This is a genomic window from Snodgrassella sp. ESL0323, from assembly GCF_013346865.1.
Taxonomy (GTDB): domain Bacteria; phylum Pseudomonadota; class Gammaproteobacteria; order Burkholderiales; family Neisseriaceae; genus Snodgrassella; species Snodgrassella alvi.
Map to the genome: position 1 here is coordinate 212601 of NZ_JAAEDT010000015.1, position 14840 is coordinate 227440.

Below are 14840 nucleotides of genomic sequence, written 5' to 3' on the forward strand. Positions count from 1 at the left end.
ATTAATTATTTACTTTCTTCTGATCAGAATTACCGGATTGTGGCTGAGTGGCAGTAGCGGCAAGATTTTCAGTACGTACAGCCTGAGCGGCTGCCTTAATTTGTTTATCAAGCTTAGCCTGTAACTGATTGACCTGACTGCGCAGACGTAATAATCGCCCAAACATGGCAAACACACCAAACACAGCACCAATAATAAAAAATATCAGTAACAGGACAATTAATGGCAAATTGACAATTTGTCCGGGTAAATAATTGAATGCAATCATTTGTGTATTGCTTACAGCAAGCAGCAACAATATCAGCAACACCGCTATTTTTATTAATGCATAAATAATTTTCATACTTACTTCACCTTACACTGTACTGTTTTCTGAATATTCAATCATACGTCAGATACAAGCCGGATTATTGAGGAAGCAACACAGTTTAAACGATTTCACGCCTTTTTAGCAAAAACTGCCCCCTGCTTTCAGCATTGGCAAGCAAAACTGGCAGTGATAATATTTACTTTTACATAAAGTAACAGCAGCTATTGGCTAAAGATAAGACCAACAGCTGTTGTTACCATTATTTTTTGTACTGCCTAGTCATCAATCCTGCCTTGCTCTATCCATTGCAACACAGGGTTCCGGCCACCGCAGCTTAATGTCTTATTTTGGAGAAGTTTTATTATGTCTATGGCCGACCAAGACGGTTTTATCTGGTTTAATGGTAATCTTGTTGAGTGGAGAAATGCTCAAACTCATGTTTTAACTCATACATTGCATTATGGTATGGGGGTTTTCGAAGGCGTACGTGCTTATGAAACGCAAAATGAAACAGCTATTTTCCGTTTACAGGATCATACTAAACGTCTGTTTAACTCCGCTAAAATTACTGGCATGCATCTGCCATTCACAATGGAAGAAATCAATCAGGCTCACATTGAAGTAGTTAAATCCAACAAACTGGCTTCCTGCTATTTTCGACCTATGGCTTTTTATGGTTCAAACAAACTGGGTGTAGCTCCAGATCAAAATGATGTACAGGTAATTGTGGCTGCCTGGCCATGGGGAGCCTATCTTGGCGAAGAAGGTATGCAAAAGGGTATTCGCGTGCAAATCAGCTCGTTCACCCGTCATCACCCCAATATCACCATGATTAAAGCTAAAGCCAATGGCAACTACATGAATTCTATTATGGCTAATACCGAAGCTACCCGTAATGGCTATGATGAAGCCATTATGCTGGATTCAAACGGTTTTGTTGCTGAAGGATCCGGGGAAAACATATTTATCGTCAATGATGGCAAACTTTACACACCGGCTCTGGATGCAGCTTTAGATGGGATTACCCGGCGTACAGTAATGGCTATCGCAGCTGATATGAATTTAACCGTTACTGAAAAGCATATTACCCGTGATGAAGTTTATTGCGCAGACGAAGTATTCTTTACAGGCACGGCAGCTGAAGTAACTCCTATACGTGAAGTTGACGGTCGCGTAATTGGTTGTGGCTCCCGCGGTACGTTGACTACAGAGATTCAGCAGCGATATTTTGACATTGTTCATGGCAAAAATACCAAATATGAATCCTGGCTGACTTATATCATTTAATTATCTGAATAAAAGGCCTGATTACAACAATATTTGCTGTAATCAGGCCTGTTTTGTATGATTAGCTCTCAGTTCAACCAAGGGAAATAATTATGAGTAATACTACCCAATCAGTTACAACCATTACACCGCATGATTTACCATTGATATGTACCGGTCCGGAACATGAAACCTGGAATGGTCACCCTCGTGTGTTTTTACCCATTCAATCTAACAGTAGTATTGAATGCCCCTATTGTGGCAAACAATATCATCTGGATGGTATTGCTGACAATCATCACTAACTTTGTTCTGGTGTGCAGATAACCAATAACTACTCTATTAAATCGAAATTGGAGAATTTAATTCTTTTTTGATATTGTGGTACAGTTACCTCCATTTATCCTACCTAGTATTGACCAAATAATAAGGAAATGTCATGAGCGAACTCACACACAGCCGATTAATTATCCTTGGTTCCGGACCAGCCGGTTATACAGCTGCGGTTTATGCAGCCCGTGCAGGTTTGAAACCTACACTGATTACCGGTATGGCACAGGGTGGTCAGTTGATGACAACAACCGAAGTGGATAACTGGCCGGCTGATGTCAATGGTGTGCAAGGCCCTGAACTGATGCAGCGTTTTCTGGAACATGCCGAACGCTTTGGTACCAATATGATTTTTGACCATATCAATCAGGTGAATTTACAGCAGCGCCCGTTTACTCTTATTGGTGATATGGGAAGTTACAGCTGTGATGCATTAATCATTGCAACAGGTGCTTCTGCCAAGTACCTGGGATTACCCAGTGAAGAAACTTTTGCTGGCAGAGGCGTTTCCGCATGTGCCACCTGTGATGGCTTTTTCTACAAAGATCAAGATATAGCTGTTGTCGGCGGGGGTAATACTGCGATTGAAGAAGCTTTGTATCTGGCAAACATCGCACGTACCGTTACCCTGATACATCGCCGTGACAACTTTCGTGCTGAAAAAATCATGATTGACAGATTACTGGAGCGGGTAAAAGAAGGCAAAATCATTCTTAAACTTAATGCTACCGTTGATGAAATTCTTGGTGATGATAAAGGAGTAAACTCAGTACGCATCAATTATGCCTATAATGAAAGTGAAATTCTGGCAGTAACCGGCATATTCATTGCTATCGGCCATCAGCCCAACACCGAAATTTTCAAAGGTCAGCTGGATATGGATGCAACAGGTTATCTCATTACCAAAGGTGGTAATGATGGCAACGTCGGCGCAACAAATATTCCTGGCGTATTTGCCGCAGGAGATGTGAAAGACCACATATACCGTCAGGCTATTACCAGCGCGGCATCAGGCTGTCAGGCTGCACTGGATGCAGACCATTATTTATCCGGATTAACTGAATAATTTTTAGTTATATTTAGTTATATATTGACCGGCTGAATGTCATCACATCAGCCGGTTTTAAAGTTTCTACTCTAGCGCTATATTTCGCGTAAAAGTAAATATTAGTTATAATGCGACCTTTAAGCTAAACACAAATCACGTTCAAGGATAATAATTATGGGCTTTTTGCAAGGCAAAAAAATCCTCATCACCGGTATGATTTCTGAACGCTCTATTGCCTATGGCATTGCCAAAGCCTGTCGTGAACAGGGAGCAGAACTGGCTTTCACCTATGTTGTAGACAAACTAGAAGACCGGGTACGCAAAATGGCTGCCGAAATGGGTTCAGAACTGGTATATCGCTGTGATGTACAAAGTGATGATGAAATCAGCCAGTTGTTTTCTGATTTGGGGAAAAGCTGGTCACAACTTGATGGTCTGGTACATGCTATTGCTTTTGCACCAAAAGAAGCCTTAAACGGGGATTTTCTGGATAGTATTACACGCGAAGCATTTATGACGGCTCATGAAGTATCTGCTTATAGCTTGCCTGCACTGGCTAAAGCTGCCCGCCCGTTAATGAGTGGACATAACAGCTCTATTCTTGCCCTGACCTATCTTGGTGCAGTACGTGCTATACCTAACTATAATGTAATGGGCATGGCTAAAGCATCATTAGAAGCAGGTATCCGCTTCACAGCAGCTTGCCTCGGAGAGGAAGGAATTCGATGCAATGGTATTTCAGCTGGCCCGATTAAAACACTTGCTGCTTCAGGCATTGCAAACTTCAGTCGTTTACTAGCTCATGTGTCCGCACAAAATCCAATTCGTCGTAATATCACTATTGATGAAGTTGGTAACACTGCTGCTTTCTTGTTATCTGATCTGGCTTCAGGAATCACTGGTGAAATCACATATGTTGATGGCGGTTACAGTATTAATGCTCTGGGCGTACCGGAAGATCTGGTAAGTACTCATAACAGCTAAACTGCAAATAAATTTTAGTATTATAAATAGTGTCTTTAAGTCAGAAAAGTCAAATCCAAATAGATTTGACTTTTTTATTAATATTCCAATAGATGTTATCTATAGATATATACTCTTCTTTTTATTAACTATTTCATAGCCATTTTAACTCAAAATTTTATATAATAAAAATTACATATCAATTCAAAAATTTAATTTTCAATTTTCCCTAAAATGTATGATTTCTTCGCTAAATTTGATTTTTTGGCATAAGTTATTTCTCAGATGATGTTGGGTGTCAACATTACACATTTTATTAATCTAAAACTAAAATCCTGGTTTTTATATACATAAAGACCATTATTTTTAAAGAAGAGCTTAGTAAATTAGCTTCATTATTGAAGATTTCAACCGCCAATAAACTGTACGATACTTCGATCCTTTATTATATTTTCTAAAAACGCTGAACCAACCTTTTATTTTATGAATTTTAAATAATTCAGGTTGTTTCCAGAAGGCCATTAATAAAGTTCCCTGATCATCATCACAAATATTTTGATGCAGATATTTTTTTTGCAAACTCGTAGTAAGTAAGTAGAATTTTTTCCAAGTTTCTACAGAACCAACCATAACACTACCAATAAAGTAAAAATCATTATTTAATGCTTTTTGAAGCATAACATCTTCATTCTCTATTTCTAACGAATCTTTAAGTGTAAATAGATGTATAAAATTATTTTCAAACGGATGATTCCACATAGTAGCACCATTAAGCACTGAATGCCGACGACAATAACCAAAATCAACCCATGCAAGAATATCATCTATAGCTTTAGGTATAATTTTCTGTACTTGATTCATAAAGTAATACTTTAAATTCATTAATACTACATATTCAGCAATCTTATACTCAGGATTATCACGTAAATTTAAAGGTATTTGATTTTGGTAGGATACGCTATCTAAAATTTTTTGAACTTTTTTAATTGTATACTTAAGTTTTTTATGAATATCAAATTCAATAATGACAGTCGGTTTTTCTCCCCTAATTTCTTTAATTTTTGCTACATATTCCTTTGTTGTAAAAATGATCATTTCATTTTCTAAAGTGGCCAGCTTTTCAAAATAAGATAAATACGTCTCAGCTGAACGTTTGAAGTCGCCTGTTTTACCTGTCCAGTTTCCTCTTCCTATATCAATAAAAGCAGTTACAATTATAATATTCTTATTCATTATCTCACCTACTTATGTACATTACGACTAAGTCCAACAACACTACCAATGGCCTCAAAATTTAATAAGGGCTTACCCTAATCACCAAAACTACTTATTTTCAGGGAACCCAAAACTATTTAAGTTCAAATATTGTCCCTGATGACATAGATTTTATTGTATCAGAATATGAACAATTTATTGCATATATTCTTTTTCTAGAAAAAAGCTTATTTTCTAACTTTCAGCATAATTATTTCGGTCAATACTATTTATGTAAGTTAAGCCAGACAAAACTATAAAATAATTATAACTGAACAGTATTTAACTATGAGGTACGCTCTGCAGATTTGTTAGTAACAATCCATATTAATGACCAATATCTATTCTGCCATATAAGCTATCACAAGTTGTTTATTTCTTTACACCTACTTTGATCATGTGTTCTTCGCCATTGTAGTAATATTATTAGTTGCCATTTGTGATTTAAGGGGGAACTGTTGCTAAATTATCTATCTTTAACCAATTTCTTCAGCCTTTTAATTTCTTTAATAAGCCGCGGAATATCTTGCCGTGCATGTGCTATAAATTCCTGATCATCTATAGTTACTCCAATAAGCCCAATATCTTCTCCGCGATCATCCCAACTCCAGTCATAGTAAAATTTGAGCTACTAACGTGATCTCTACCTTCAACATATGATTTCCATGGTCCTTTACTTGCCTTATTACAACGCTGAACTATTAAGCTTAGTTCATTATCTGATATTTCATTAGTTTTTTGCGTTAACATTCATTTTTAAATTTTGGTTTAGCCAACGTTTGTTAGTAAATGTGAATAAAATTTATGCCTGTTTTGGTGTAATATCTGATAAAGTTTTATGTAGAGCTTTTAGTCGGTGAAAGTACGACATTTCCACTTCCTGTTCAATTTTCTTCTATTTTTTACACCAACTTTACCATGTTGAATACTCTGTGTTAATTAATCTTAAATTTTTTACTTATTGCTCATTTGGTAGTTTTGATTTCGACCCAAATAGTTTATCAAATCAACATAACCTAACGTTTTTAACAAAACTAATTACATCAGATTTTAATCTCATCAAATAAAATCAGTAATCATTCTAAATCTCTATGAATAAAATAACGTTTTGGTGCAGTATTAATTTCACATAAATCTTATTTTAATAAAATCTAGAACATGAGTATAGCCAAATATCCAGCTGACCAAATTTATTTACTTTTCTGAAATCAGATCATAACAATAGAGAATATTATCGTTTTGTTGTAAATACATGTCCGCTAAACAAAAGCAGTACATCCCTTATGGAATTTTAAAATTATGCCAACCAATATTCTTCCTATTCTCAAAAATCGCCATCTAAATTATATTATTCAATCACTATGACTTAACTATTTTATCTGTTGTATCGAAATATGTGCGATTTTTTATATTAATTCGCACCATTGCTAGAAGTTTGCTTTCTATTATATATAGCATATATCTAAAAAAATTATTAAAATAATTATGAGAATTACCTATATTAAAAACACTAAATATTTAATATTACTTCATACCTTCATACTCCCAATAAAAAATATTAGCTAAACTGTCATAAGCTTGTTGTCCTTCATCAGGATTAATACAGGCAAGTTTTTCACCTATTGCATTTCTAATTTGATTCCAATCATATTGTTCTATTAATAATATTTTATATAAATTAGCTTTTTCAATTTTTTCTTTGTTTAAATTAAGTATACCTTTACACAGATAGCCATAATCAACAATCAGATACAGCACATCTTGTGCTGATATGGATTGATATCTTTGGAACTTGTCTTCAGTATCTGACGCAGAAAATCTACAAAACGTGAGTACAATAAAGTACTCTAGCTCAATGACAGGTAAAGCTAAAAACGCCTTACAAAAATGTTATAAATTTCTTGGGCTGGAGTCTTATTTAATTGAACAACCTAGAACAGGTATATTCAACACTGATAGAATATTGTCGGCTAATGGAAAAGAAGATATGTGACAATGAGTATGAAATGAATAATAAGTTACCCGAATATCACTATCATAAAGAAACATAAACTTATGATTTTGTAATTAAAGTTGTGAAAAATGCTGATAATACGATGATTAGGGTGCCATTACAAAAATGAAAATTATTTTAAAAGCAAATTTAAATGATAATATCGTAGAATTTGAATCGAATCTAGGTTATGGAGCTGCTACTTGGGAAAATAATAAACTGCCAATATTAAATAACTCTTATGATATTGAATTGGATATTGATGATTTTTTTGAATGGGAAAAAAATATTACTCTTGAAAAAAGAAGTGAATCAAGTATTTATCTTTCTGATAATAAAATTTTTTTTAGTGCAAAAGTGATATCATGTGAAGTTAATGGAGTCTGGGTTTTATCTTTTGGAAATGATATTGTTCTTATAGAAGCATCCGGCACATGTGAAATAAATAAATTCATATGTTTTTTTTACCATTCCTGATAATGTCAGGCTTTATCCAATAGAGCTATAAATTAAGAATTAGACAGCTATAGCATGCCAGAAACCACATGAATAGAAAAAAATTTTCCTTTATGAAAACCATCATATGATAAAACGGAAAAGTAAATACTAAATAACGTGAATGAATGTTCATTATAACTGTGGCTTAAACCAATACAGACAAGGCAATATTGCGCGATACTATGCCACAAAATCCTAAGATATCAGAGATAATATTTAGAAAGCATAATGTGACTATACGACAATACTTTCAGGTATTATGATTTCTGATAAAGATCATTTACCCGATTGGACTGTGAAATAGATTAATTTTGTATCAGTATACGTCTGACAGATTAACTTGGATTGATCTGTAGAGATTGCTAAATGAAAATTTAAAACTTGAGAAAAGTAAAATTTTTGTTAAAATTAATGATATCAATTTTTTTTAATTTCTGTTAATTAAAAAGGTACATCTAATCTTCTCTAAAGTAGATAAGAATTAAATATTATGATAAAAAAAGACTTTGCTTATGCTATCGAGCTTCCATATTGGCAAGCTCCAAATGATGATATTGTTATTAAATCCCAAAATGATTCATTAAGTGCTTTTTTTAAAATATGGGTTTCACCGGCTAAATACTCAGTTTATACAGGTATATTTAAATTCTCTTATGTTTGGGCAATGCGTTTTGAACGAAACAAAAATTTATACTACTACATTAACTGTGAAGAAGATAATTATCGTGCATGCTATTGGATTATTCCTGATTCTTCATGGTTAGAAAAACTTAAAAAAGAACGATATTCTTTTTTTCCTGATTGGGAAAAATATGACTTGGGAGAATATTTTCACTATATCATTCAAAGTAATAAATTTTATATTGAAATAATTGCTAAAGATTTAAAAATATCTAAAAAAAAATTACATAAAATTTTTTAGAATATTTTTAAATTATCCTAGTAGTCTAAAAAATAGCTTAGAAATTTTAATACTATTGATAATTTTAGCTTAAATCTTTCATATTGCTATTACTAATGAGCTTGTCGTTGAGTAATGAGATTTCAGAGACATTATTTAAATAGAAAAACCAGGCTGCTCTATACTATTTTTCAGTTAGTATGATTTATATAGAGAGTAAGAAATAAATTAATCAAGCAGATAAATTTATATAAGGTTGAATGAGAATAAAATTTATGAGGCAAGTTAAAGTACAAATATTTAAATCTTTGGATTGCCTTTAAAAATGTATTAAATTATTATAAAATTAATTTAGAATAACCGGAGTGTTGCATGAATAGGTTTTCAACAATATTGGAGAGAATTAATGAATTTAACTAATTTTCTTAGAACTGGAGTATATTTAAAACTAAAAGTTGGCTTAAAAGAAAAAAAAATATATTCCATTTTAAAAAAAAAGATTTAAGTAAAAAACACTATTATAATAAATTGAATAAGAATGAAGGATTTTCTTATTTTTATAATGCACTAGAAATAATGGTGATTAATTCTAAAATATATTCATTACAATTTGATCCGGCCTGTCATTCGGTCACGTTACTTAATGATATCACTATATCTTCAAAAACGAGTTTTGAACTCATTATAAAATATCTTGATATCGCTGATATAAAATGGTCTTTTTACCAAAAGTATTGTTATAGCCGTGAACTCACAATTAAAACCGAAGGAAATACTCTCATTGGTTGTGTATACGATAAAGGCGATTATCGATTATCAAAGTTTCAAATATTTGATGAATACATGTAGGTGAATAGTATTTAATTATAAATAAAATGACTAACCAAATTAGCAATGTAAGTATATCATTATTAGTATTTATACTTATTGTATTTGAACTATATTATAGTTCGATACTCAATAATATTGGAGATTTAATGGACTTAACTAATTTTCTTAGAACAGGAATGTATTTGAAGTTAAAAGTTGGATTAGCAGAAGAAGACATATATTCTTATTTCAAAAAAAAGGATTTAGGAAAGAAGCATTATTTTGACAAATTGAACAAAAATAGAGGATTTTCTTATTTTTTTAAAGCATTACAAATAAGAATCATTAATTTCAAAATATATTCATTAGGGTTTGATTTAACTCATTATCCAGTTTCATTACTAGACAATATTATTTTATATCCAGAAACCAGTTTCGAACTTATTTTAAATTATCTTGATATTGCTAATATAGAATGGTCTGTTAATCAACAATATTGCTGTGATCGTGTAGCAGCTATTCAAACAGAAGGAAATGTTTTAATTAGTTGTATTTATGAAAAAGGAAATTATTGTTTATCAAAATTTCAAACATTATGAATAATATATTTAAAATGATTAACTACAATATATTTAATAAACCGTGAAAGAAATTAATATTTCTAAGTTTATTATTAAATTTCTGTTTAATCCACCAAATAACTCGCTTCTTTTACTTAAGCCCTTAAGTTTAATTCGACTATCGTAACACTACGGATACATTGATGAACTCAGCTGGAGGATAGAAATACACCGATGACAAAGATAGCCTACTTTACCATTTTAATACAGGACAGACCGCAAATCATTTAGAAAAACGGCGCTGACAAATGGGAATGTCTGTACATATATATCGCGAAGCAGACAGTTTTGAACTGCTAATGCGTACAGACACAGAATCAGTAATTAGCAACTGCACACAAGAAAAGCTGACAAAGAAAGTCGGTGAGATTATTTAAGAAACAAAGTTCCAGCCAGGGAAACTGATACAGGAAACGGAATATATATCCCAGTACAACAGAGTCTGATGTATCAGGGAAAGTATTCAGACAGAGAATACGGTCTATACCACAGTTAACCGAATACGAGCAAGGTAAAGCCTTCCCTGCCTGTCGACATTGTAGCTGTATTCTCGCTAAATCAAAAGGAATTAATATTCCTACTGGTCGCGTTGATAATTAAAAGATTATGGAGATAATAACATGATAGTCAGAATAGAACTCAATCAACTAGAAAATCGTAGTAATTACTATTTTTATAATGACATTTTATTTACCGGCGAGGCGTACGATCATCGTGATAATCAGCTCTATAAAGTCTATGAAATAACCAACGGAAAGATTACTGGCAGTCGAGATTATGGTTTTTTTGAAACTAACAGTATGATAAAAGTAGATTCTGGACTTATCCATGGTGGAGATTTTGACTATGAGATGAATGATATTCCTTATACTTATCTTGGTAAGCCATTTACTGGCTTATTTTATGATTATTTTGCAGGATTTGTATCTGGTGAATCACTTTGTATTAATGGTTGGATTGTAAAAGATATCAGTTTTTATCCTGACGGTACGGGTAGGTTAAAACAATACGAAGAAAAACATATTGATATTACTGAAACCACGGGCGACAGAGAATGGTTTTTGCAATGGGAAAATAATTCATTTAAAAAAATTCAATCGCGCTATTTAGATTATCAAGGCACACATCATACAGGTGAATTAGAATTGTTTTTTAATGTTCAAAATCAAATTCAACAAGTGATTGTAAAAGGCGATTATGCTTATGTATCATGCTTAGTTCCTCGCGATGATTTGGAGATTGATTTTAAAACCTTTAATCATTTACAAGCAAAGCAGAATATTTTTGCCAATAATCTATCTATCTGATCTATTGAAGATACACTCTTTAATCAATGGTTAGATCAAGGATTCTTAAATCAAGTTAAGCAATTAGAGTTATATCATACTCAAGTAAAACCATTAACTTTAACAAAAATACAGAAGTTGCGATCTTTGCAGGAATTAAAGATATCGGAATCAAAAATTTATGAAGATGATGACCCTTTATCAATTAAACTACAAAAACAACGCTTCACTGAGTTAGCATCAGCACTTTTTTCATTAAAAGAGAGTTGTTCTATTCATGTTATTTTAGTTGATGATGATGAAAATATTTTAGAAAAATATTTACCAAATGACTTGAAGCATCAGCATACTCATATTGTCATCAATCTTAATTAATTTCATGCAATTGTCCCAAAATATGATAACATGACAAAAAGGAACCATGCATGAAAATCAAAAAACATCTAATAGAATAAATTTAAAAACTTGAGTGTATAAACGATGGAAAATCTTATCAAATAAACTGACAACCATTTGATTCCAAAAATTTCTATTTACAGAAATGTTTTTATGATTTTTTGATTATAAATTGCTGGTTTGGTTTTGCTTAACCTTTTACTAAATACATCATTTTTCTATAAATTTTTATTTATTTAATCTAATTTAATTTTCTTATTAAATTTTAATTAAACATAGATATATGTTCTTTTTGATTTAAGTTACTTAGTATAAAACTGATTACAAATTAAGACTTAAAATTTTTGCATTATTAATCTGAGATATAAGCATTAATAACAGAGCAGTGCAGCCATTTTTTTATTATCTTATTTTCTTTTGCTACATATATTCGATTTTATAAAAATTATTTTCATAACCTAATAATTCTATTTTATCTCCTCTAACTTAATATATTTTTTGTTTTATCAGCCAAATTCTGTGAATCATATAAATAACTTTTATCTACTGTAAGTTTAAATCCATATTCCTCTGAAATATATTGAGCCAATAAAAAACGTTTTATACAATCTTTGATATCAGTTGAAGTATAAAATGAACTACAAAATTTTAAAGCATATTTTTCTGTTAATAGATTAAAATAAATATTGTACTGTTTTTGTTCTGGAATGTTAGTCATAAATTGTTGTAATTCAGTATTCACTAATATTTTTTGATGATTTATCAGTAAAATTAATTCATTAATTATAGAATTTTGTTCACTCAGTAAACATAACGGATAACTAAATTTATCTTCCTGCCCAAACAAATAAATATCAATATTAGAATATACCCGGTTACATTTTTTATTAACTTCTTTTTCCATTCTTTCTGAAAAACATCAATATCTTTTTTTAAAAGAATTTCAGATAATTGATTTATAGTAGTAAAATTAGCTTCTATTTTATTATCTAGATTATTTGATATCTCATCTATTGGGTTGATTCTACTAAAAACATCGTTACTTAATAAATATTAATATAAATAGTAAAATTATCTTCATTATTTTAATTTCTGATAAAAATTAACTTTTTAATATTCCCTTTTTAATAATTCTTTTTGATTTTTATTCACTCATATTTTATAAACTAATATCTCAACCTTTAACAGCAGTATTGACTATCATCCAGATAGTTTACACTATTTTCAACAAATCAATTTTGTATCTTTTCCAAAAATCTGCTTACTCCATCCCGACGAATAAATTAACACAGTAAATACAGTCTGTTTGTCCATTTATCAGTATTTCAAATAATTCATATATTTAAAAAATATAATATCTTTAGTTAAATTATATAAAAATAACATTAGCTAAAAAATATTAATTTATATTAAATTATATATATTTGAGTTATTTATTATATTAATATTATAATATATTAATATTAATTTACATATTTTATTTTAATTTACAAACAGGGAAATTCAATATGGGGAAAGCATACTGGGCAGCCCGTGAGGGAGACATTCTTTTACATACCTCCATGCTCGCAGATCTTGTAGAGGCTGCCGTTGAAATAGCCTGTTATGCGGCCATAACAGCCGCAGTAAGCCTGGCAATCTTTGGCACGGTAGCAACTGGCGGACTGGCTGCATTTGCCATAGGTATACTTGTTGGTGTAGTCATGAACCTTACAGGAGGTGACAAGTTAATATCAGGGTTAGCTGAAGCAGCCAGCAGCATATTTCCGCTATCCGAAGATGGTAAGATTAAAACCGGTTCCCAAAATACTCGTACCAATAGCTTACCTTCCGCCCGTGCAGCAGGCATAGTAAAACCAGCTCAAGAAATAGCAAATAATGAACAACCGCAACAACCGGAAAGTTTTATCGACACAGCTGGCAATATATTGAAAGGAATAGGAAAAACCCTAAAACAAATGGTCAGACCGACCGTCGCTTCGCCGGATCCGAATACAACCGAACCCAGAGATGACGACAAAATTAGTTGTAAAAAACACCCGTCTTCTTTCTCCGATATAGGTATGCCAAGTTCACCTGCACTGGGTGTTCTGGAGCTCGGGATTAGTGTCACCACTGCCGCAATAGGATCGATTACAGGTGCGGCCGAATATATGGCTGAAGGTTCCAAGAAAGTTTATATCAACAGCCAGCCGGCGGTACGCAGCAATGACCGCAGTACCTGCGAAGCCAAAGTCACCGAAGATTGCGAAGGCAGCGTTAAAGTTTCCAACAATGTACGTATCGGCGGAGAGTCTGTTGTTGTCCGCGAAATCAAAAGTGGCAAACACCCAATCGGCCTGATACTTTCTGTCATCATGGCGGCAAGGCGTCCCGGTAAAATTTGCACAAAAATATTCTGTTTCGCTACAGATTTTATGATTGGTGCTGGTAGCAGTATGATTACCTCGACCCTGGTAGACGCACTAAAATCCGGTCATCCTGTTCATATACCTACTGGCGCCAAAATACTTGACGGTTCTGAAGAGCTCGACTTCTCCCTGCCCGCTCACCTGCCTTTCGAATGGCAGCGCTTTTACAACAGCGTCGACACCCGCAATTACAACATGTTCGGTACCGGCTGGAGCGTAGGCTATGAAATCGAAATGGAAATCGATCCTCAGCCCGACGGTTCCTGCGCCGCCATCTATACCGACGAACAGGGACGACAACTTGAGATTGAAGCCCTCCTTCCCAACCACGGCATGCGCGGCATCAATAAAAATCTCACCATCCGCCGCGGTGAGCAGGATTGCTGGGTAATTGAAGATGATGACGGCCTCTACCGCCTGTTCGAGCCCGATCCCAACAACCCCAGACGTCTGCTGCTGAGCATGCTGCAGGACCGTAACGACAACCAGTTACTTATCTACCGCGATTCCCGTAGCCGCATCGTCGAAATTGCCGATAACGACAACGCCGCCCGCATCAGCCTGCACTATCAGGATCAGCGCCATCCGCAGCGCGTGACCGAAATCCGCCAAGAGCTAAGCGACGGCAGCAGCCGCTTACTGAACCGTTACCAGTACACCGAACAGGGTGATTTGCAACAGGTCTTTGATGCCGAGAACCGCCAGACCCGCGAATTTGCCTACAACAGCGACCGGCGCATGACCTATCACCGTC

At 33.4% G+C, this 14840-nt stretch carries 15 protein-coding genes; 11 read left to right on the plus strand and 4 right to left on the minus strand.

Features of this window, described 5'->3' with window-relative positions:
- Window position 1 precedes the first annotated feature (1 nt).
- Entirely contained in the window at window positions 2-343 is a 342-nt protein-coding gene (locus GY065_RS06375) for a lipopolysaccharide assembly LapA domain-containing protein (protein WP_174833490.1), read from the minus strand.
- A gap of 330 nt (window positions 344-673) precedes the next feature.
- On the opposite strand from GY065_RS06375, the gene GY065_RS06380 reads away from it, so the two are divergent.
- The 4 genes from GY065_RS06380 (at window position 674) to fabI (ending at window position 3938) form a co-directional block, all read left to right on the plus strand.
- Entirely contained in the window at window positions 674-1597 is a 924-nt protein-coding gene (locus GY065_RS06380; RefSeq protein WP_174833491.1) for a branched-chain amino acid transaminase, read from the plus strand.
- Window positions 1598-1689: 92 nt separating this feature from the next.
- Window positions 1690-1881, plus strand: a complete 192-nt coding sequence (locus GY065_RS06385) for a zinc-finger domain-containing protein (protein ID WP_174833492.1) — start codon at window positions 1690-1692, stop codon at window positions 1879-1881.
- Between the two features lie 134 nt (window positions 1882-2015).
- The gene (gene trxB / locus GY065_RS06390) at window positions 2016-2972 is read left to right on the plus strand and encodes a thioredoxin-disulfide reductase (protein ID WP_174833493.1); all 957 of its coding nucleotides are present in this window, start codon (window positions 2016-2018) and stop codon (window positions 2970-2972) included.
- 156 nt (window positions 2973-3128) lie between these two features.
- A complete protein-coding gene (gene fabI, locus GY065_RS06395) occupies window positions 3129-3938 on the plus strand; it encodes an enoyl-ACP reductase FabI (protein ID WP_174833494.1) in 810 nt (269 codons plus the stop codon).
- A gap of 357 nt (window positions 3939-4295) precedes the next feature.
- Here the strand turns inward: fabI and GY065_RS06400 are convergent, their stop codons facing one another.
- Window positions 4296-5150, minus strand: a complete 855-nt coding sequence (locus GY065_RS06400; protein ID WP_174833495.1) for a WlaTC/HtrL family glycosyltransferase — start codon at window positions 5148-5150, stop codon at window positions 4296-4298.
- Between the two features lie 1545 nt (window positions 5151-6695).
- Window positions 6696-6929: a hypothetical protein gene (locus GY065_RS06405; protein ID WP_174833496.1), complete on the minus strand. Its 234-nt coding sequence runs from the start codon at window positions 6927-6929 to the stop codon at window positions 6696-6698.
- 361 nt (window positions 6930-7290) lie between these two features.
- On the opposite strand from GY065_RS06405, the gene GY065_RS06410 reads away from it, so the two are divergent.
- The 6 genes from GY065_RS06410 (at window position 7291) to GY065_RS06430 (ending at window position 11654) form a co-directional block, all read left to right on the plus strand.
- Window positions 7291-7641, plus strand: a complete 351-nt coding sequence (locus GY065_RS06410; RefSeq protein WP_174833497.1) for a hypothetical protein — start codon at window positions 7291-7293, stop codon at window positions 7639-7641.
- Window positions 7642-8152: 511 nt separating this feature from the next.
- On the plus strand, window positions 8153-8584 hold the full coding sequence (locus GY065_RS06415) for a hypothetical protein (protein ID WP_194241836.1): 432 nt from the start codon (window positions 8153-8155) through the stop codon (window positions 8582-8584).
- Between the two features lie 956 nt (window positions 8585-9540).
- Entirely contained in the window at window positions 9541-9972 is a 432-nt protein-coding gene (locus GY065_RS06420) for a hypothetical protein (RefSeq protein WP_174833498.1), read from the plus strand.
- A gap of 269 nt (window positions 9973-10241) precedes the next feature.
- Window positions 10242-10370, plus strand: a complete 129-nt coding sequence (locus GY065_RS13365) for a hypothetical protein (RefSeq protein ID WP_256433024.1) — start codon at window positions 10242-10244, stop codon at window positions 10368-10370.
- A gap of 243 nt (window positions 10371-10613) precedes the next feature.
- Window positions 10614-11300 carry a hypothetical protein gene (locus GY065_RS06425; protein ID WP_174833499.1) on the plus strand — a complete coding sequence of 229 codons (687 nt, stop codon included), beginning with the start codon at window positions 10614-10616 and terminating at the stop codon, window positions 11298-11300.
- A gap of 126 nt (window positions 11301-11426) precedes the next feature.
- A complete protein-coding gene (locus GY065_RS06430) occupies window positions 11427-11654 on the plus strand; it encodes a hypothetical protein (protein WP_174833500.1) in 228 nt (75 codons plus the stop codon).
- A 502-nt stretch (window positions 11655-12156) separates the two neighbouring features.
- Here GY065_RS06430 and GY065_RS06435 read toward each other — a convergent pair.
- Window positions 12157-12579, minus strand: a complete 423-nt coding sequence (locus GY065_RS06435; protein WP_174833501.1) for a hypothetical protein — start codon at window positions 12577-12579, stop codon at window positions 12157-12159.
- A gap of 604 nt (window positions 12580-13183) precedes the next feature.
- On the opposite strand from GY065_RS06435, the gene GY065_RS06440 reads away from it, so the two are divergent.
- Window positions 13184-14840, plus strand: a 1657-nt coding sequence (locus GY065_RS06440) for a DUF6531 domain-containing protein (protein ID WP_202984043.1), incomplete at its 3' end; no start/stop codon positions are given.